This is a genomic window from Niameybacter sp., assembly GCF_036655075.1.
Lineage (GTDB): Bacteria > Bacillota > Clostridia > Lachnospirales > Cellulosilyticaceae > Holtiella.
The window spans coordinates 2183-20029 of record NZ_JAVVQU010000046.1; the positions used below are offsets into that span (position 1 = coordinate 2183).

Annotated in this window: 24 protein-coding genes; 7 read left to right on the forward strand and 17 right to left on the reverse strand. The window is 37.5% G+C overall.

Annotated features, from left to right (window positions below; genetic code table 11):
• The first annotated feature begins 191 nt into the window (after positions 1–191).
• On the forward strand, positions 192–404 hold the full coding sequence (locus tag RRY75_RS11540; RefSeq protein ID WP_332716845.1) for a hypothetical protein: 213 nt from the start codon (positions 192–194) through the stop codon (positions 402–404).
• Positions 405–511: 107 nt separating this feature from the next.
• On the opposite strand, the gene RRY75_RS11545 is transcribed toward RRY75_RS11540, so the two are convergent.
• From RRY75_RS11545 to RRY75_RS11570, 6 genes are all read right to left on the reverse strand, one after another.
• The gene (locus tag RRY75_RS11545) at positions 512–1618 is read right to left on the reverse strand and encodes an iron-containing alcohol dehydrogenase family protein (RefSeq protein WP_332493668.1); all 1107 of its coding nucleotides are present in this window, start codon (positions 1616–1618) and stop codon (positions 512–514) included.
• A gap of 117 nt (positions 1619–1735) precedes the next feature.
• On the reverse strand, positions 1736–2104 hold the full coding sequence (locus RRY75_RS11550; protein ID WP_332493667.1) for a CoA-binding protein: 369 nt from the start codon (positions 2102–2104) through the stop codon (positions 1736–1738).
• Between the two features lie 15 nt (positions 2105–2119).
• Positions 2120–2380, reverse strand: coding sequence for a DUF1294 domain-containing protein (locus RRY75_RS11555; protein ID WP_332493666.1), 261 nt, complete (start codon positions 2378–2380; stop codon positions 2120–2122).
• 127 nt (positions 2381–2507) lie between these two features.
• Entirely contained in the window at positions 2508–3518 is a 1011-nt protein-coding gene (locus RRY75_RS11560; RefSeq protein WP_332716863.1) for an aromatic acid exporter family protein, read from the reverse strand.
• Between the two features lie 12 nt (positions 3519–3530).
• Positions 3531–4052, reverse strand: a complete 522-nt coding sequence (locus RRY75_RS11565) for a chromate transporter (RefSeq protein WP_332493664.1) — start codon at positions 4050–4052, stop codon at positions 3531–3533.
• The gene (locus tag RRY75_RS11570; RefSeq protein WP_332493662.1) at positions 4053–4592 is read right to left on the reverse strand and encodes a chromate transporter; all 540 of its coding nucleotides are present in this window, start codon (positions 4590–4592) and stop codon (positions 4053–4055) included.
• Between the two features lie 274 nt (positions 4593–4866).
• On the opposite strand from RRY75_RS11570, the gene RRY75_RS11575 reads away from it, so the two are divergent.
• Both RRY75_RS11575 and RRY75_RS11580 read left to right on the forward strand, forming a co-directional pair.
• Entirely contained in the window at positions 4867–5595 is a 729-nt protein-coding gene (locus RRY75_RS11575; protein WP_332716850.1) for a TraX family protein, read from the forward strand.
• A 97-nt stretch (positions 5596–5692) separates the two neighbouring features.
• Positions 5693–6229, forward strand: a complete 537-nt coding sequence (locus RRY75_RS11580; RefSeq protein WP_332493660.1) for a 50S ribosomal protein L25 — start codon at positions 5693–5695, stop codon at positions 6227–6229.
• 101 nt (positions 6230–6330) lie between these two features.
• Here the strand turns inward: RRY75_RS11580 and RRY75_RS11585 are convergent, their stop codons facing one another.
• From RRY75_RS11585 to RRY75_RS11600, 4 genes are all read right to left on the reverse strand, one after another.
• Positions 6331–6753 carry a VOC family protein gene (locus tag RRY75_RS11585; RefSeq protein ID WP_332493658.1) on the reverse strand — a complete coding sequence of 141 codons (423 nt, stop codon included), beginning with the start codon at positions 6751–6753 and terminating at the stop codon, positions 6331–6333.
• Between the two features lie 49 nt (positions 6754–6802).
• Positions 6803–8041, reverse strand: coding sequence for an aminopeptidase P family protein (locus tag RRY75_RS11590; protein WP_332527289.1), 1239 nt, complete (start codon positions 8039–8041; stop codon positions 6803–6805).
• 1 nt (position 8042) lies between these two features.
• On the reverse strand, positions 8043–8675 hold the full coding sequence (locus tag RRY75_RS11595; RefSeq protein WP_332527288.1) for a pentapeptide repeat-containing protein: 633 nt from the start codon (positions 8673–8675) through the stop codon (positions 8043–8045).
• Between the two features lie 189 nt (positions 8676–8864).
• Positions 8865–9371, reverse strand: coding sequence for a hypothetical protein (locus tag RRY75_RS11600; protein WP_332493654.1), 507 nt, complete (start codon positions 9369–9371; stop codon positions 8865–8867).
• Between the two features lie 184 nt (positions 9372–9555).
• Here RRY75_RS11600 and RRY75_RS11605 point away from each other — a divergent pair, with 184 nt between their 5' ends.
• From RRY75_RS11605 to RRY75_RS11615, 3 genes are read left to right on the forward strand one after another with little or no spacing between them, the layout of a single operon-like run.
• On the forward strand, positions 9556–11082 hold the full coding sequence (locus RRY75_RS11605) for an ABC transporter substrate-binding protein (RefSeq protein WP_332527287.1): 1527 nt from the start codon (positions 9556–9558) through the stop codon (positions 11080–11082).
• Between the two features lie 14 nt (positions 11083–11096).
• Positions 11097–12044, forward strand: coding sequence for an ABC transporter permease (locus RRY75_RS11610; RefSeq protein WP_332493651.1), 948 nt, complete (start codon positions 11097–11099; stop codon positions 12042–12044).
• A 1-nt stretch (position 12045) separates the two neighbouring features.
• On the forward strand, positions 12046–12846 hold the full coding sequence (locus tag RRY75_RS11615) for an ABC transporter permease (RefSeq protein WP_332493649.1): 801 nt from the start codon (positions 12046–12048) through the stop codon (positions 12844–12846).
• A gap of 121 nt (positions 12847–12967) precedes the next feature.
• Here RRY75_RS11615 and RRY75_RS11620 read toward each other — a convergent pair whose 3' ends face one another.
• The 3 genes from RRY75_RS11620 to RRY75_RS11630 all read right to left on the reverse strand — a co-directional run bounded on the left by RRY75_RS11620 (position 12968) and on the right by RRY75_RS11630 (position 15412).
• On the reverse strand, positions 12968–14119 hold the full coding sequence (locus RRY75_RS11620) for a sensor histidine kinase (protein WP_332493647.1): 1152 nt from the start codon (positions 14117–14119) through the stop codon (positions 12968–12970).
• Positions 14120–14339: 220 nt separating this feature from the next.
• Positions 14340–14666 (reverse strand): DUF1540 domain-containing protein, encoded by a 327-nt coding sequence (locus tag RRY75_RS11625; RefSeq protein WP_332493646.1) that lies wholly within the window; start codon positions 14664–14666, stop codon positions 14340–14342.
• Positions 14667–14758: 92 nt separating this feature from the next.
• Positions 14759–15412, reverse strand: coding sequence for a site-2 protease family protein (locus RRY75_RS11630; protein WP_332493645.1), 654 nt, complete (start codon positions 15410–15412; stop codon positions 14759–14761).
• A 98-nt stretch (positions 15413–15510) separates the two neighbouring features.
• Here RRY75_RS11630 and RRY75_RS11635 point away from each other — a divergent pair, with 98 nt between their 5' ends.
• Positions 15511–16020 (forward strand): flavin reductase, encoded by a 510-nt coding sequence (locus RRY75_RS11635; protein WP_332527285.1) that lies wholly within the window; start codon positions 15511–15513, stop codon positions 16018–16020.
• 169 nt (positions 16021–16189) lie between these two features.
• Here RRY75_RS11635 and RRY75_RS11640 read toward each other — a convergent pair whose 3' ends face one another.
• The 4 genes from RRY75_RS11640 to RRY75_RS11655 form a co-directional block, all read right to left on the reverse strand.
• Positions 16190–16429, reverse strand: a complete 240-nt coding sequence (locus RRY75_RS11640) for a hypothetical protein (protein ID WP_332493643.1) — start codon at positions 16427–16429, stop codon at positions 16190–16192.
• A gap of 141 nt (positions 16430–16570) precedes the next feature.
• The gene (locus tag RRY75_RS11645; protein ID WP_332493642.1) at positions 16571–16786 is read right to left on the reverse strand and encodes a DUF3955 domain-containing protein; all 216 of its coding nucleotides are present in this window, start codon (positions 16784–16786) and stop codon (positions 16571–16573) included.
• A gap of 7 nt (positions 16787–16793) precedes the next feature.
• Entirely contained in the window at positions 16794–17003 is a 210-nt protein-coding gene (locus RRY75_RS11650; RefSeq protein WP_332493641.1) for a helix-turn-helix domain-containing protein, read from the reverse strand.
• A 14-nt stretch (positions 17004–17017) separates the two neighbouring features.
• Positions 17018–17473, reverse strand: a complete 456-nt coding sequence (locus tag RRY75_RS11655) for a DUF2975 domain-containing protein (protein ID WP_332716860.1) — start codon at positions 17471–17473, stop codon at positions 17018–17020.
• Between the last annotated feature and the right edge of the window lie 374 nt (positions 17474–17847).

A 17847-nucleotide genomic window follows, 5' to 3' on the forward strand; every position in this document is an offset into this window, starting at 1 on the left:
GGGAGACTATGAAATTATACCCTATGACTCCATATTCCGCTTAGTCTATTAGCCTTTGAATTGCATCGTTAGCTACAATCTGTCTCTTTTAGCCTTATGGCGCTAACCACTCCATTATGCAAAACTGAGGGATTGTTACTATAAAATTAGGGATATCCCTACCCAAAACAAAATAAATAGGAGGTAATACCATGTTACAAGCAAAAACATTCTGTATCTGTACATGTGCTGACCTACAAGCACTTCTTACCGAGTTCTTACTATCAATTCAAAATCCTAAAGTATGCATCCAGATTGACTCCATCACCACTGTTGGATGCGCCTGCGCGTGTCGCAAACAACTCGTGGTCTTATTCTACAGAGTATTAGCTAACGAATGCCCACCCACCCCAATAGTACCTTAAATTAAAGCACTCTAAAATCAGCTAAAGCCTTAAAAATGAACTATTCTCTTTTCATTCTGCAAAACAAAAAAATCCTAGAGATTCTCCCTAGGATTTTTTTAGTTCAATTAAATATCTTTGACTAGTAGTAAACTTCCTGCATAAATTTTGTATACCTCTTCAAACCCTATCACTTCTGGATGATTTTGAAGTTTAGCTTTGTTAGCACACATCTCTTCGGTATATTGTTTAAGCTCTGATTCTGTTACTTGGATGTTGGTGAAGCAAAGAGCTGTTAAGATTTTTTCTAATTCTTCGTGAGACTTCACACCTATAAGCTTGTGTAGCTTTTGCACTTTAGCTTGGTCTTTAAAGCATCTGAGGTATTCCACATAAAGCGTACCGTTGGCAAGGCCATGAGGTACGCCTTTGTGATAAGTAAGGGCATAACCCATACCATGTGGCAAGCTGGTTCCTGTTTGAGCAATGGCCATTCCACCATACATAGATGCCATCATCAAGTCTTTGCGACTTTGGTAAGTAAAGAATCCACCCAGAAGATTGTCTACACACTCTCCCCAGTAAGCTAAGCCTTTTTCTACAAACACTTCGCTCATCGGGTTACTTCGCACATTCAAATAGCTCTCCACCAAATGACTTAACGCATCAACTGCTGTTTGAATCGTAATATCACTTGGCATATCCATCATGTATTTGGCATCTAAAAATGCAATGTGTGGAAATACTGTATGCCCGATATTCTTCTTTGTTTGGGCTTTGTGATCTGTGACGATAGCATATTGAGTGACCTCTGTGCCTGTCCCTGCTGTAGTTGGTACGGCTACAACGGGTACTGCATCTAGGCTTTTCCCAATAAGTGTATCCCCAGTAAGCTTTGTATGCTTGAGCATTACTGCAATCGCTTTTGCTGCATCTATAGGAGAGCCACCACCTATACCAATGACAAAATCAACACCCGCACTCTTGCCAAAGTCCCTTGCCTTTTCTACAGTTTCCAAGGATGGATTTTCCTCTATTTGGTCAAAGCGTACATAGTCAATTTGTTCTTTGCGCAACGCAGCTTCCACATCACGCTCTGAACCATTGAGCTTAGCTGAGCGTCTGCCTGTTACAATAAGTGCTTTTGTACCCATTCCTTGTAACAAGTGACTATTAGCTTCTATACAATTTTCACCTATTATTACTTTGGTAGGCATATAAAATGAACTTTTCATTCTCATCCTCTTTTCTTATTAATATGAATAGCATCATGCTACACGGTTATATATTTTAATATACTCCCATTTTATATGTGATTCAATTTTACCTTTAATACACTTGATTTCTAAGTCTTAATACAATCTAATCCCCACTAACGCACAGCCTTCTAGAACTACTACTTGATTTTGGTTCAAAAAAGCAATAATCTTTTCACTCCCTGCACCCGGCTGAATCAATACATACTTGATACCCATCTCTATGATTTCCTTGATGTAATCGAGTCCATCCACTGGATTGATACATAAATCTACTACGTCTATTTCCCCTTTAATATCCTTTAAGCTCTTGTAAGTAAATCCTGTCCCTTGAGGATGTACACTGTATACTTTGTAACCCTTCTCCTTCAACTCATTACGGATTTGGTTCGCATACTTAAGTGGATTATCTACATCCCCTATTACAACCCAATTTTTCAACTTCATAAAGTCCCTTAAATGCATGGTATGCTCCTATCTCTATTTCATAACAAGCACAAGTATGATGATTTGTAGTCCTAAAATGGTAGGCATTCCCCATTTGAAGTACCAATGCTTGGTCTTGTGTCTAAATGTCTCCATCCCCAATGTTGTCCCCAAACTTCCACCAACTAATGCAACCAGGAAAAGTGTTTTCTCTGGAATACGATATTTTTTCTTTATTGCACGTTTTTTATCACTATACATGACGATAAAACCTACAAAATTGATTGCCAGTAAATAAATTAATAAATACTTCACTTTTTCCTCCTTTGAAGTTTGTTTGACTTGCTTACTGTTATTGTAGTGAATTTTTACACTTTAATCAATAGGGTCATAGGTTTCTTAGAAATCATCTGAACATTGTGCGCTCCACAAAAAAGGTATGCTACCTCTTGAAATAGAGTGCAGCATACCCCTTTTTATATTCTTCAAACTCTTCTTCTGTCAAACTTTCTCTAAAGCTTTGTTTGATTTCTAAGAAATGCTCAATATCGTTTAAGTACTGATAAAGCATGGCACGATTTTCAAATTCCTCACGGGTCTTAGGCAAACTAGATGCCCGAAAGACTTCTCTAAGCTTTGCAAGTTGCTCTAAAAGCATTTTGGCTGACCTTTCTCCATGTATACTTTCTGCAACTTCTTCTGTAAACCGTGCTACAACTTCTGTCTGCTCAAAGGTCATAAAGAACTTAGTAAAATGCTCATTCATATGGCGCATCACTTGAAACTGCTTGTTGCGCATAATGAAGTATTGACCAAAAGGAGAATGTTTGGTGAAGATATAATTATTCGCATACCGAAACGCTGCCTCTTGTCCCTCTTCAATATAGCTTTCTAACACCTTTAGCATCACTTTATCCACTTGCAAACTTTCGTTTCGAAGTGCTTGTGTCATTTCAATAAAAATGTGATGCATAGTTTTTTCAATGTTATGCCTGCATTTCATAATATCTTTTTCCATACTTGGCATATAGAGATTAATCAAAAGGGCTACAACAACCCCTACTACCACAAGCTCAACTTCATTAAACAATAAGGCCATCGTAATGTTGCCTTCACCTAAAAGATGAGTGACCAAAACTGCCGCTGGCACAATGCCCTCTACCATATTTCCCTTTGCAGCAATAGGAATAAACAGAATTAAAAACACCCCAAAACTTAAGGGATAAAAGCCTATTCCATTAAACACAAGTGTAGCCAAAATAAGTGCCACAATACTGGCAATAAGACGCTTAATTGCCATTTCTACTGATTGCTTTTTCGTACTTTGAATGCTCAAAATAGTAATAACTGCTGCAGCTGAAGCATATTGAAGCCCCAGCCAATTAGCTATCATAAGCGTTATAACAGCACCTATGCCTGTCTTTAAGGTGCGTATACCAATAATTCTTTTAATACTGTTTCCTCCTTACAACTTCAAAACCACACCTACAAGTGCGCCTAAAGCAATATATACAATAGGGTGTTTCTTCCACTTGCTCATGACAAGTAAGAAAGCCCCACATACTACGACTGTTTCTAGGTTGACAATAGCCATCCTTGCCACGTTAAATCCTGCGGCACCAATAAGCCCTGCTACAACAGGTCGAATGCCATAAAAACTATCTTGCACCCACTTTTGATCTTTAAACTTTGCAAAGAAATGGGCAATGATAATAATAATAATAACAGATGGTGTCACAAGACCTAGCACTGCTATCAAGCTTCCTAAAAGTCCCTCCACATGAAACCCAACATAAGTTGCTGCATTGACACCTATAGGACCTGGTGTAGACTCTGCAATAGCAATTAAATCAAGCAAATCAGCTGAAGTAATCCATCCATATTTATCAATAAGTTGCTCTAAAAAAGGTATGGTAGCCAATCCTCCACCTAATGCAAAAAGACCAATTCTAAAAAACTCAAAAAAGAGCTGCATATAGATTAACATTTACGCTACCCCCTTCTTACGACTTACAAGTAACCCGATAAGGGCAGCACAAACGATAATCCATACTGGCGAAAGTGGTGTCAGCACTAAGAGGATGAATCCGACCACAAATAAAGCAATCGTTATTTTGTCTTTAACCGTTTTCTTAGCCATGCTATATACCGTTTGAATAATTAATGCAATAACAACTAATCGAATCCCACCAAAAGCATGCTGCACAAGGGGATAGTGAGCAAAGTTCTTAAAGAACGCTGCAATAATTGTAATAATAACAAGTGACGGTGCTACCATCCCCGCTGTAGCTACTATACCGCCTACTACACCTCGTAGCTTATACCCAATAAAGGTAGCTGTATTGACTGCAATAATCCCTGGTGTCATTTGCCCAATGGCATAGTAATCCATCACTTCTTCATTTGTTGCCCAACCTCTTTTTTCCACAATTTCCTGCTGGATAATAGGCAACATGGCATACCCACCCCCAAAGGTAAAGGCACCCATTCTCATAAATACTATAAACAGTTCCCATAGTTCTTTCATAGTTTATGCCCCTCTTTTTCTTTAGTTTATTTGATTTTAGTCATTTATCTTGAGTCTGTTTTACACTATTTATTTTACACTATATCATGGCCTATTCACAACAAAAAGGAGGCATATGTAATTCCATTAAACATAAAAACCGTGCAGGATGGTTGTAGGTGCACAAAAGAAATTAAGCCATTTTCATTATTATTCTTATGCATTTTATCATTCTACTTTCACTTCTTTTATAATATGTTACAATAGGACAAAGTTTTAAATTAAGGAGTTTTATATGTTAAAAATAATTGCTATGCTTTTAATGGTTGTTGACCACCTTGCACTTGCCTTTTTGCCTTCTTATTCTACGCTCTATCTCATATGTCGCATGGTAGGCCGCCTTTCCATGCCCCTTTTTGCTTATAAGTTAGCTTGTGGCTTCCACTACACACATGACTTAAAACTGTATATGAAAAATATTGCCACCATGACTCTAATGGCTCAAATTCCTTTTGTCCTTTTAGGCTATGGCAAAGACTTCAAAGAAGCCTTATTTGAATCAAGAGGCCTTATTTTAATTGCGCATTGGAATATTGGTGTGACCTTTTTGTTAGCACTCTGCTTTTTGTATGTCATTACTCACCTTGAGCATGTGGGAACGTTGAAAAAAATCATCATCTGCTTCACCCTTTTATTACTTAGCACTGTTGCTGATTATGGTATCTATGGGATCTTAACTATCTTACTTTTTTATAACTTTATTCTTTCTCCTAACTGTCACAAACTTCGTGGCCTTTTTATGTACACTCTCGGTTTTGCTATGTTGACCATCTTATACTATCTGATGTTCTTCTACGATGCTGCAACCTTTATGATTGGCATTCAACTTCCTGCAGTCCTTGCTATTGCCCTAGTATACTGGATACCAGACTTTAAGATTAGACTACCTAAGTCTTTCTTCTATATTTTTTATCCTGTACATATGCTTATCATTGGTCTACTGACTTACTTTTTTAGTCTATAAATTTTGGCATATTTTCTCTCTATAACTCGTACATATAGAGTACAGGTATTTTACAAAAGTATCTTGTATACCATCGAAAAGTAAGGGGGATGTCTGCATGCCACAAAAAATCTTTAAAGTTATGCCACGTACGCTTAATCAAAGTTTACTCAACCTGAGAACCAAAGGTCTTGTCCCTGGTATTATGTACGGTCAATCTTTGAAAACATCTATTCCAATTCAAATACCATTTACCGCTTTGCAAAGCATGATCAATGACACAAGTACTATGACCTTCTCATTAGAACTAGACGGCGAAACTTATAATTGCGTCTTACGCGATTTCCAAACTGACCGTTTACATACCACCATTATTCACGTGGATTTCCAATTTGTTAAACCAGGTGAACACATTAAGATGAGTATTCCTATGAGCTACGAAGGCATAGAACACTTACGCAGTAAAAAATACCTCTTAGAAAAAGCCATATCTCGTATTCCTGTTAAAGGGTGCGTAGATATTCTCCCAGAAGCCTTTGTTGTAAACACTGGAGAAATGGAACGTGGTGCAAAAATCTTTGTAAGCGACCTTCAACTTCCCAAAGGTGTAGAGCTGCTAATCAATCCCGAGACAATTATCGCTACTGTTCAGTAAGTTTGAAATGCATAAAACGCAAAAAGAGGGTGGCTACAGCTGAGTGTAGTCGCCCTCTTTTTATTGCTTACTTTTCCCAAGTATTAGGTTAAGTGTATTCCCTATTTCACCCTTTTAAACATAGGATGATTTTCATCGAATTCCACTAAATCCCATAGGTTTCCATACAAGTCTTTAAAAACAGCTACTGTCCCATACTCCTGCTTTTTAGGTTCTCTCACAAATTCTATGCCCATTTCCTTCATTTCATTAAAATCACGCCAAAAGTCATCCGTTCCTAAAAACAGAAATACCCTGCCACCTGCTTGATTACCAATAAAAGGAACTTGTTCAGATTTTGAAGCTTTTGCAAGTAGTATTGTCGTTCCATTAGAACTTGGTGGAGATACAACTACCCATCTTTTATCCTGCTCTGCTTGGTAAGTATCTTCAACTAATGTAAAGTGAAGTTTATTTGTATAGAAATCAATTGCGTTATCATAATCTTCTACTACTAAAGCAATGTGCACTATCGATTGTATCATTATTTCTTTCTCCTCTATTTTAACTCAATAAATAAGTGAGTGAATTGCCTTATGCCATGAACGCCTCAATATCTTCCACTGTTTTAATGATGGCTTCTGAAAGGTTTTCGGCACCTGTTGCTGTTACGAGAATGTCATCTTCGATACGAATACCGATGGCTTCGTCTTCGATGTAGAGTCCTGGCTCTACGGTGAGTACCATGCCTTCTTCTAGTATGACTTTGCGGCTACCTACGTCATGGGTATCTAAGCCTAAGAAGTGACTTACACCGTGATAGTAGTATTTGCTCACATCTTCCATAGTGTCTACAAGTCCTAGTGGCTCAAGTTCTTCGAAGTAGATTTCTCTTACACGCTCATTGAGTGCTGCAAATGGGATACCTGGCTTAATCATTTGAATAACTTCTTCGTTGGCTCTCAGTACAATGTTGTAGAAGAGCTTTTGTCTTTCGGTAAACTTGCCTTCCACTGGGAAAGTTCTTGTAATGTCTGCATTGTAATATTCATATTGTGCGCCTAAATCAAAAAGAATAAGGCTATCTTTCGGAATGATACTATTGTTGCTTGAGTAGTGAAGAATTGTTCCATTTACCCCTGAAGCTGCAATGGTTTTAAATGCGTAGTCTTCTATCCCATGTGTCTTAAGCACAAAGTCAAAGTGTGCTTCAAGTGCATATTCCATAATCCCACTTTTAGCATTTTTCATAAGCGCTTGAATCCCTTCATCTGTTACTTGAATGGCTTCTTTAAGCTTACTCATTTCATGTTCTGCCTTAATCATGCGTAAGTTAGAAATGAGTTGATGCACATTTTTGAACTGTACAAATGGATAGTGCTCTTTACAAGTGTTAGCAAAGTTTTGTTCATGAGTCAATGTACTCTTAAATCCATCCATTTCAAAGTCTAAGTACAGCTTGTCCACTTCACCTGTTACGATGGCATGGTGAAGAACACCTTCAAATTCATCTAAGTAATGGATGGCTTCTATGCCTGAAATAGCTTGTGCTTCTTCTTTTGTAGTGGTTTTGCCTACCCACTTTTCCATCACTGGGTCAGCTTTCTTAATAAATAAAATAGGTTTAAGTTCTTCTTTAACCTTCATCAAACCAAGAATCACACCTTCTTCTTTGATGCCACATAAGTAGTAAAAGTGACGATTGGTTGTGAATGGGTATTGTTCATCTGCACTTTTTTTAGGCGCATTTCCTGAAAAGAGTAAAGTTAAGCTACCCTCTTCTAGTTGTTCCCCTAAACGTCTTCTTGTTTCTGTATAAAATAATTTGCTCATCTTATTCCATCCCTTCTATTCTAAGTCCTAACATTTTAGCAAAGTTTAAGGCCTGTGGTTCTGTTACTTTCAGTCCACTAAGCTCCCCAAGCTTTACTTTAAGTCCTTCAATTTGGCAAGTCGTAAAATCCAATCCTTTCAGATTGGTGCCTGCAAACTCAGTCCCAGTTAAGTCACACCCTTCAAAGTCTACCTTATTGAACTTACACTCACCTAAGTAACCAAACTTAAAGCTACAGTCCTTAAAGTTCACTTCCTTTAACTTTGAAAAGCCTATGCCAATATAGTCGCCCATACACCGCTCAAAGCTTACATATTGAATACAGCTTTCTGGTATATTGAGTCCTGTCAATTTGCATTCTTCAAAACTGCATTTGTGAAAAATAGCATCTTCCAAGTTCATATTGGAAAGGTCGCAACGCTTGAAAATAATATTGTTAAACTCAATTTTTTTAAATCGGTTATCATTAAATGTAATGTTTTCCAAAATACAGTGTTTAAAAAGTAAGTTTTTACCACGTTGTTCTTCAATATAAATATTTTTTAGATGCTTCTCTTCTATCACCATTTCATCTTCTAGGTACTTAAGGTCTTCCTCAACCAAGTCTAATTGTGGGGGTACGTATGGATTCATATTCTAACTCCTTTTTATTTCTTTATTATATTTATCTTACCATTTTCTAGATCAACAAGACATATTTTTTAAAAAATTTAACTTTTTAAAATTAATTCATACTATAATGACTTTTAGTATAACCTTAAAAGGCCCACTACATTTAGCGTAGGGACCTTTGTCTATAGGATTTTTTTTACAACTTCTTGACTATAAAAACTTAAAGGAGTTAAGTATCATCTCTAGATTTGCTTTATCTGTCCAAATAATAGCATAGTCGTAGGTCTCTCCATTTTCTTTGACGGGTTTTTTATTCTTTACAATAATGGCGAGTTCTCGGTCAAAGACTTTGTTTTGATCTTCAGAAGGTACAATAACTCTAGCTGGTTCACCATCTAACTCTAACTCCATAATTTTGGGTTTGGTTCCATAAGGCTTGATAGGTATACTAATTTCTTGTTTTGCAACAGTATCAATAGGTCTATTGAAGGCTTCTATTTCACCGATTTCTACAAAACCTTCTGATCCGTCATAACGTTCTTCATAATTGGGATTTTTGGTCCAAGCTGCTGGATATTTGAACGTAATGTTATAAAGTTCACTTTTAAATTGCTTATACCCTTGTTCCTTTTCCCCTCTACATCCACATCCATTACCTTGGTTGAGAAGCAAATAGCTTATCCCTAATACTGCAATTAAACCTAATTGTTCATTCATCCCTTACCGCCTCTCCTTTATAATCTAATTACTATTATCCTATTCATTTTCCAGAAAATGGTTACACTTTAAGAAAATCTTGTGTATTTCCTACTCTTTTCTTATAATAAAGAGGTATTGAAACACTATAACAAGCGCAACCTACTTATTAAGTATGTGTGTATTGTACAAGGAGGCAATTTTTATGAAAAAATTTTTAGCTTTGGCACTTTCTTTCGCTATGGTCTTAGCAGTAGGATGTACAAACAATGCTAGTGGAGACCAAGTGGCTCCAACTGGTGAAAAGCAAGTAGGTGGTATTGTGCGTACAACCATGCCATCTGAACCTGACAACTTAGACCCTCACTTAAGTGCAGCAGCCGACACAGAGGCAGTCATGAACAACGTCTTTGAAGGACTCATTCGCTTTGATGAAAAGGGTGAATTCCTACCTCAACTGGCTTCTGACTACAAGGTAAGTGATGATGGTCTAAACTACACCTTTGACATTCGAACAGATGTGACGTTCCACAACGGGGAGCCTATGACTATGGAAGATGTGATTTATTCTTACACACGCCTTTCAGGGATCAATGGTGAACAACCTCTTTCATCTAAGTTCCAATCTGTATCTTCTATTGAAGCTGTAGATGAAGATACTTTAACCTTCACTTTAACCCAACCTGATGCGGCTTTCTTAAGCACTTTAATCGAACCTGTTATTCCAGCAGATTATGCTGACCAATCTAGATCACCAATCGGTACAGGTCCTTTTGCTTTTGTAAGTTATACACCAGGTCAAAGCATTGCCCTTAAACGTAACGACACTTATTATGATAGCAACCGCATGGCAACTATCAATGAAATAAATTTCCGCATTATGACAGATGAAAGCAGCATTGTTATGGCTCTTAAAGCTGGTGACCTAGACATTGCTCAAGTACTTTCTATGAGCGTACCTGCAGTAGAAAAAGACTTTGAAATTTCATCTTTCCCTCAAAACATGGTGCAAATTTTTGCATTTAACCATGCGATAGCACCTTTTGACAACTTAAAAGTACGTCAAGCTATCAACTACGCCATTAACAAAGACTTAATTATAGACGGTGTTGTAGGTGGTTATGGTAGCAAACTCTACACCAATGCCAGTCCGGTAATGGGCTTTTGGTTCAACGACTTAAGTGCTAATGACCCTTACCCCTACAACCCAGAGTTAGCTAAACAACTTTTAGCACAAGCGGGTTACGCCAATGGGTTTGAAACAACCATTAAAGTACCTTCTAACTACCAAACACATATCGATACAGCTCAAGTCCTTGCCGATATGTTAAGTCAAGTAGGCATTACCTTAAATATTGAGCTCATTGAATGGGGCCAATGGTTAGAAACTGTTTATAGTGGTGGCACTCACGATACAACCATCATTGGGTTAGCAGGTAAGCTTGACCCTCACGAAATTTTTGTGCGTTTCCAAAGTGCGTATGCGAAAAACTTCTATCACTTCAAAAACGAGGCCTATGATACACTTATTACAGACGGCATTCATGAAACAGATCCTAACAAACGTGCTGATATCTACAAGCAAGCACAACAGTTCCTTGCTGATGAGGCTGTCGCAGTGTTTATTATGGATCCACACTTAATCATGGCTTCCAAGCCAAATCTTAAAGGTTATGCCCCTTACCCTGCACCTTACTTTGATGCAACGAAACTTTACTACGTAGGGGAATAAAAAAAGGTGATGAAATGACTTTTTATATTAAGAAATTTTGTTCTTTACTTGTAACACTTTTTCTCATCTCTATTGTAACATTTGGGGTATTTCAAATACTGCCAGGGGACCCAGCTTCTATTATACTGGGCCCTGATGCAGACCCCTTCCAACTAGAAGCTATGAGACAATCACTCAACTTAGATGCACCTCTTCTAACACGCTACATAGATTGGATGATGAATACCTTACAAGGAAACTTAGGCGAATCCATTCGTTTCCACATGCCCGTTAGTGACTTATTACTTGCACGTATTCCTGTAACAGGCTCCTTAGCCCTTATGTCACTTACCTTAACCGTCCTAATTGGGTTACCTGTAGGTCTATTCATCGTGCATCATGACCAATACACAGGCAAAGTAGTCTCTATACTTTCTCAACTTGGCATCGCCATTCCTTCTTTTTGGATGGGTATCTTACTTGTGCTCCTTTTCTCTGTCACTCTAGGTGCCTTCCCAAGTGGTGGCTATGTCGCCTTTACTGACAATCCAATGGGGTGGCTTGGTAGTCTCTTTCTACCTTCCCTTTCCATTGCCCTAGGAACTTCTGCCGTACTCATTCGTTACCTCAAGACTGCCATGCTAGATGAAATGCCTAAGCTCTATGTGCAAACAGCTCGGGGCAAGGGGCTTTCAGAACGCACGGTCTTGACACAACACGTTTTTAAAAACGCCCTCATTCCAACCGTTACAATACTTGGGATGCTAGTGATTGATATATTAGGTGGTAGCATTATTACTGAAAATGTCTTCAACCTCCCAGGCCTTGGCAATTTAATCATTACTGCCATTAATAGCCGGGACCTCCCACTTATCCAAGCCCTTGTGCTTTATTTGGGGATTATTGTGGTCGTATTCAACTTCATTGTGGATATTTTATACAGCATCATTGACCCACGTATTCGTGTAGCAGGAGGAAATTAATATGCATGCCAAAAAATTAAATCTAGAACTTGTTGTAGGTCTAAGCCTTATTGGCCTCATCGTCTTTATGGCACTTCTTAGCTTCTTCTACACCCCTTATGACCCTAATGCTATGGAGATTACCGCCAAGCTTCAAGCACCTTCTCTTACTCACCTTTTGGGTACTGACCAGTTTGGTCGAGATGTACTTAGTCGTATCATGGCCGGCTCTAGGCTTGTATTAGTTATTGGGCTTTGCACTGTTACCTTGGCCCTAGTCTTAGGTGGACTACTTGGCATACTTGCAGGCTACTTTGGTGGATGGGTAGATCGCTTCATCATGAAATTCATTGAAGTCAAGATGGCATTCCCTGGTACCTTACTTGCCTTGATGCTCATCTCCCTATGGGGTTCTAATGTAGTTATGATTATCTTAGCCTTAAGCTTGATGAATGTACCCCGCTTCACTCGCGTGGTAAGAAGTGGGTACTTACAATATCGTAGTACTACTTTTGTAGAAGCAGGAGTAGCCATAGGCTTACCTAATTGGCGCATTATGTTTGTACACATCTTGCCCAACCTCTCCTCTAACATCTACATCACAGCAGCACTTTCCTTCGCTTCTGCTATTTTGTCTGAAGCAGGGCTAAGCTACTTAGGGCTAGGACTTCAACCCCCTCTTGCTAGCTGGGGGAAAATGCTTGGTGAGGCTCAGCCCTATATGCTTCAAGCACCTTACCTAGCTATCATTCCAGGAGTCATGATTACGCTAGCTGTACTTGGCTTCAACCTCTTGGCTGACGGCCTTAGGAAAATATATTAAAAAGGGACTGTAACACTAGAGATTTGATCCTAGTTTTACAGTCCCTTTTGGTGTGTGGCGCTCCCGAGAACCTCCATAAGCTGTAAGGCTAGATGATTACTTTGAAAAAAGTTTTACGCACTTAGATTAGCCTATCATAGACATCTGAGAACTCAATACTACATTTTTCAATTTGATTATGCGTTGTGCGTTGAATCACATTGTGTACCGCTTCCACTTGCCTGATAGGCAATGTAAAGTAAAAGGTAGAGCCTACACCTTCTTCACTTTGCACAGCTATATGCCCATCATGCAGCTCTATAAGAGACTTCACCAAGGCTAACCCTATACCACTTCCATCTGTTCTAGCAGTCAAATTATCTTCCACTTGGACAAAACGTTCAAAGATACTCTGTATCTTATCCTCCTGTATACCCATACCATTATCCTTCACATAGATACAGACACTTTCTTCATTCACTTCAATCTCTACGCTAATTCTTAGAATATGATCTCTTTCTTCTGGCGGACCCATATACTTTACAGCATTTGAAAGGAGGTTGAGCATAATACGCTCTATCTTTTCTGGATCACAAGCTAAGAAGACTTCTTCTTCCTCTGTATCAAAAATGAGCTCAATACCCTTTCCCTGTATATATTCTGCTACAGACATGGTAATCTCTTCAACAACCTGAATAATGTTATGATTCTCAAATTTGACTGGATAATAGCCAGCGCCTATACGGGTCATATCTATCAAGTTATTGACCAATCTTAGCAATCTATAGGCATTTTGTTTGACTACTTTTATATATTTATTTAAATTATATCCTTCTTGATATACTAATGTGCCATCTTCATTATTTTTATCCATAAGTTGCATCATGGCAAGGATGATATTTAAAGGTGTTTTAAATTCATGTGACACATTGGCAAAGAACTCCTTTTTCAATACACCTAGCTGTAGTCCCTTCTCATATTCCAACTCCTCTTGCTCAATTTCTTTCTCTTCTTTTTCTGTATAGGATTCTACTAAAATGCATTTGAATACCTCTTCTTCAAAAGTTTGTTCTAAGCATTTAACTTTTAATTTTTGATAATCACCTTTTTTAGCTCTAAACATCACTAGATCTTCTTTTTCCTTAAATAAAGCCAACTCATCAATCGGCTCATCTATTAACTCACATCCCCTGTATCCCAATAAATCTAAAAATACAGGATTTGTATAACAAATGATCCTCTTTTGATTAATAATGCAAATTCCTTGTTGTAATGCGTCTAATAACTTTTTCATATATCCCCCTATTAAAAGAAACTAACGTCTTATCACATTTTATAATTATCGCAAAAATTAGTCAATTGAATTTGACAATAAATTGCTAAAAACGCTAATAAAATCATAAAAGGTCATAAAAAGATTATAAAAATTTATAAAAATTCTTAAAAATTCGTAAAAAGATCGTAAAAAGATCGTAAAAAAAGAGATGTTTAGAAAACATCTCTTCGTCAAACAACTAGTAACTACGACACTCAAAACTCAAACAATCAGTATGTGCGTAATTGTTTACTTGCTCTAAGCTACTTACTTCAATTGCTTCTAGAGAACATAGACAGTCTCTATTGTTAGCACAAGTATTGACGTCACAACAAATCTTACAGGTTTGTCCTGATGGGGCGACTTGCTCTACCGCATTGTGTGCATTGTGCTTGTTGGTGTAGGATTCGCAATAAGTTGCCTCTGTAATAGATGCGCCTTGACCTCCCACATGGAGTGTTTCTGCTTGACAAATCCTTCCACTGTTATAATGGCATGATTCAACCGTGCAACTAATTTTGGGCATAGGTTAAGTCCTCCTTTAACTAAGTTGTTTTGACACGTACTCAGTTATTATGGATATAATGTCCAATATTTATGCTCCTAAAATTTTTTTCTTTATAATTGTAAAAGTAAACTGACCACAAACCATACGCCTTCATACATACTACTTATCATCATATTTAAAGGCGTACGCAATACATTAAAAGATAATATAACGAGGAGTACGAAGTACCCATAACGCTCATACTTCATATATCCAAAGTATTTGTCTTCTGGTAAGATCGCACCTAAAATTTTGGATCCATCTAAAGGAGGAATGGGAATCAAGTTAAATACACCTAAACTTAAATTTATAATGGCCATTGTCTGCATTAGCCCATAAACAAAAACAATAATATCGCCCATAAGCCCTACCGTCACTTGTCCACCTGTAAATTTGAGAATAATCCCCATCACAAATATGCTTAAAAGTGCAATGATAAAATTCATCACAGGACCACCCAGTGCTACAAGCACCATGCCTTTTTTACGATTCTTGTAATAGTATGGATTTACTTGTACGGGCTTAGCCCATCCGAAGTGTACAACCATTAAGCAAATCGTCCCTAAAAAATCTAAATGTTTAAAAGGATTTAAAGAAAGTCTGCCCATCTGTTTGGGCGTAGGGTCCCCCATTTTATAAGAAACATATCCATGGGCAAATTCATGTAGTGTAATGGCTACTAATACTGCAATCAGCGTTTGTACCATATCTAAAATGCCTTCCATACTTTTACCTCTTTCTATATTTTTATACATAAGTGTAGTACTATCGTATTATAATTATTTATATCACACTACTATGTAAATTAAAAGGAGATGTTCATATGAACTCATTTATATCTATCCAACCTGAAGCTTTAGAAAAAAATCCTTTTCAACTCATCGGTAAGGATTGGATGCTCGTAACCGCTGAAGCTGATGGCAAAGCCAATACCATGACAGCCTCTTGGGGTGGCCTTGGGGTGATGTGGGGTAAAAATGTAGCCTACGTTGTAATCCGTCCACAACGCTACACCAAAACTTTTATCGATGCTTCTGACAGATTTTCTCTTTCTTTCTATCCTGAAAGCTTCAAAAAAGAGTTAGGTTACCTGGGTAAAGTATCTGGTAGAGATGAAGATAAGATTGCAAAAGCTGGTTTGACCCTTGCTCATGCAGGTGAAACACCTTATTTTGAAGAAGCTAACTTAGTGCTTGTGTGTAAAAAACTTTATGCTCAGGAATTTAAGCCCGAGTGTTTCATTGAAGATGGTTTGGATGAGAAGTGGTACCCTAACAAGGATTATCATGTGATGTATGTAGTGGAAGTTGAAGAGGTGCTTGTGAAGGCGTAGAAACTTTTGTAGTTAGGCTTTTAGTTTCTTGGTTGTGTTAGACAATGTTGAGGATATAGCTACAGATAAAACACCCCTAGTATTTGATAAGAATACTAGGGGTGTTTCGAGTAGAGAAATAACTATTTATTAATCCCCGTATATCAAATAGAAAGGTATATCAATATCCTCATTTTCGTCTACTAACAGAGCATTTCACCAAACTAATCCCTGAAGCTACTGTGGCTATGAGGAGGAGGCCCATACGGAGCCAACTCATGGTGAGCCAGAGATTGCCACCGTAAACGATGTCTGGGGATAGGTTGTATTCGTCTACAAAGATACCCATATTCCAGAAGAGTTTCATGGATATGATTAGACTTATAAGACTGGTTACAAAAATGATGCTACCGAGTATTTTGTGTTTCATGGTTTACCTCCTGTTGGAGCAATCTATTGGCTTTGTCTCTTGCTAAGTTCCAGCTTTCCAATCTAATAATCTATATTACAATAGTTCAGTCCAAGGTAGAGACATAAGGCATCCCTATTTCACGTAAACATCCCTCTATTTTTATGAATGTTTTTCTATGCTTTTGTTGGAATGAGTACGTATCATGGTCACCCCTGCTGTCACAATCACTAACATGGTTAATACGATACAAATAGGAACAAGATAAAATGGTTCCTGTAACATACCATTTTCTAAAACCCTTGAATTTAAGTTAAAAGTTATAATCCCTATTAAATCAAGGATTGCAAGTATAATGGGTACTCTATATTTTTTCATAATTTATTTACTCCTCTTCTTGATATTCTAATAAATCTCCTGGTTGGCATTCTAGTACTTGGCAAATGGCATCTAAAGTGGAGAACCTTATCGCCTTACCTTTATTATTTTTAAGAATAGATAAGTTGGCGAGTGTTATACCTACCTTCTCTGAAAGTTCATTCATACTCATTTTTCTTTTAGCAAGCATTACATCTAAGTTAACGATAATAGCCATGTGTATCACCTCTTCTATATTGTAAGTTCATTTTCTTCCTGAATCTCTATGGCTACATCTACCAGTTTATAAAGAATAGCACCTATTAAAGCTACCATAAAAGCACCGCCTATAATTACAATGATGCTCACTGTGATAGGAATGAATAAGCTTGCTAGGCTATATGCTACGAAGATAAAGAAGGCACATAAGCTAATCACCTTTAAATTTTTCTTACTCTCTCTAGAAAATGGTTTGCGCAAGATAATATTGTGTGCCAAATCTTTCGTTTGCCACAGGACAATCCAAGCTGGAATCCCTGTTGTATAAAGCAACATCAACAACCTCATCGTATGTGTTTCACTATAAGAATTTACTCTACTGACTAGCCAATTCACAATCCATGGAAGACCTACAATGGTAACTGATAAAACTACAAGTCCTACTACACATAATCCGTATAAAAATCTACTTAAATTATCATTTTTCATATGATCACCTCATGACGATTATAAAACATCTTAAAACCATTTTCAATATATTTATATCGAAAAACGATATATTTTTATTTTTTAACATTCAAACTTTCTTCAGTTAAGCTGAAATATGCATGCATTATAATAGGGTAGGTACATACTGTGCACCTACCCTATCTGTTTATCTTGTATTTACCTTGGATTACACTCTGTATCAGATCTATCTTGTATTTACCTTTGAGTACGCTCTGCATCAAATTCATCTTATGTTTACTCTCAGACTGCACCCCATTGTCCTTGTTTAAGCACTAGCCCTTATTAGCTTACTACGTTCCTATCCATGCCTAATGGCAAGCTCGTTTTTCTAATTCTAATAAATGAGTTTTAAT

Coding starts and splice junctions, on each gene's coding strand:
- RRY75_RS11645 (WP_332493642.1), bottom strand. CDS start 16,786: ATGAAAAAATATAGAGTACCCATTATACTTGCAATCCTTGATTTAATA.
- RRY75_RS11640 (WP_332493643.1), bottom strand. CDS start 16,429: ATGAAACACAAAATACTCGGTAGCATCATTTTTGTAACCAGTCTTATA.
- RRY75_RS11545 (WP_332493668.1), bottom strand. CDS start 1,618: ATGAAAAGTTCATTTTATATGCCTACCAAAGTAATAATAGGTGAAAAT.
- RRY75_RS11635 (WP_332527285.1), top strand. CDS start 15,511: ATGAACTCATTTATATCTATCCAACCTGAAGCTTTAGAAAAAAATCCT.
- RRY75_RS11625 (WP_332493646.1), bottom strand. CDS start 14,666: ATGCCCAAAATTAGTTGCACGGTTGAATCATGCCATTATAACAGTGGA.
- RRY75_RS11600 (WP_332493654.1), bottom strand. CDS start 9,371: ATGAATGAACAATTAGGTTTAATTGCAGTATTAGGGATAAGCTATTTG.
- RRY75_RS11630 (WP_332493645.1), bottom strand. CDS start 15,412: ATGGAAGGCATTTTAGATATGGTACAAACGCTGATTGCAGTATTAGTA.
- RRY75_RS11550 (WP_332493667.1), bottom strand. CDS start 2,104: ATGCATTTAAGGGACTTTATGAAGTTGAAAAATTGGGTTGTAATAGGG.
- RRY75_RS11615 (WP_332493649.1), top strand. CDS start 12,046: ATGCATGCCAAAAAATTAAATCTAGAACTTGTTGTAGGTCTAAGCCTT.
- RRY75_RS11590 (WP_332527289.1), bottom strand. CDS start 8,041: ATGAGCAAATTATTTTATACAGAAACAAGAAGACGTTTAGGGGAACAA.
- RRY75_RS11595 (WP_332527288.1), bottom strand. CDS start 8,675: ATGAATCCATACGTACCCCCACAATTAGACTTGGTTGAGGAAGACCTT.
- RRY75_RS11580 (WP_332493660.1), top strand. CDS start 5,693: ATGCCACAAAAAATCTTTAAAGTTATGCCACGTACGCTTAATCAAAGT.
- RRY75_RS11585 (WP_332493658.1), bottom strand. CDS start 6,753: ATGATACAATCGATAGTGCACATTGCTTTAGTAGTAGAAGATTATGAT.
- RRY75_RS11610 (WP_332493651.1), top strand. CDS start 11,097: ATGACTTTTTATATTAAGAAATTTTGTTCTTTACTTGTAACACTTTTT.
- RRY75_RS11540 (WP_332716845.1), top strand. CDS start 192: ATGTTACAAGCAAAAACATTCTGTATCTGTACATGTGCTGACCTACAA.
- RRY75_RS11620 (WP_332493647.1), bottom strand. CDS start 14,119: ATGAAAAAGTTATTAGACGCATTACAACAAGGAATTTGCATTATTAAT.
- RRY75_RS11655 (WP_332716860.1), bottom strand. CDS start 17,473: ATGAAAAATGATAATTTAAGTAGATTTTTATACGGATTATGTGTAGTA.
- RRY75_RS11575 (WP_332716850.1), top strand. CDS start 4,867: ATGTTAAAAATAATTGCTATGCTTTTAATGGTTGTTGACCACCTTGCA.
- RRY75_RS11570 (WP_332493662.1), bottom strand. CDS start 4,592: ATGAAAGAACTATGGGAACTGTTTATAGTATTTATGAGAATGGGTGCC.
- RRY75_RS11605 (WP_332527287.1), top strand. CDS start 9,556: ATGAAAAAATTTTTAGCTTTGGCACTTTCTTTCGCTATGGTCTTAGCA.
- RRY75_RS11565 (WP_332493664.1), bottom strand. CDS start 4,052: ATGTTAATCTATATGCAGCTCTTTTTTGAGTTTTTTAGAATTGGTCTT.
- RRY75_RS11650 (WP_332493641.1), bottom strand. CDS start 17,003: ATGGCTATTATCGTTAACTTAGATGTAATGCTTGCTAAAAGAAAAATG.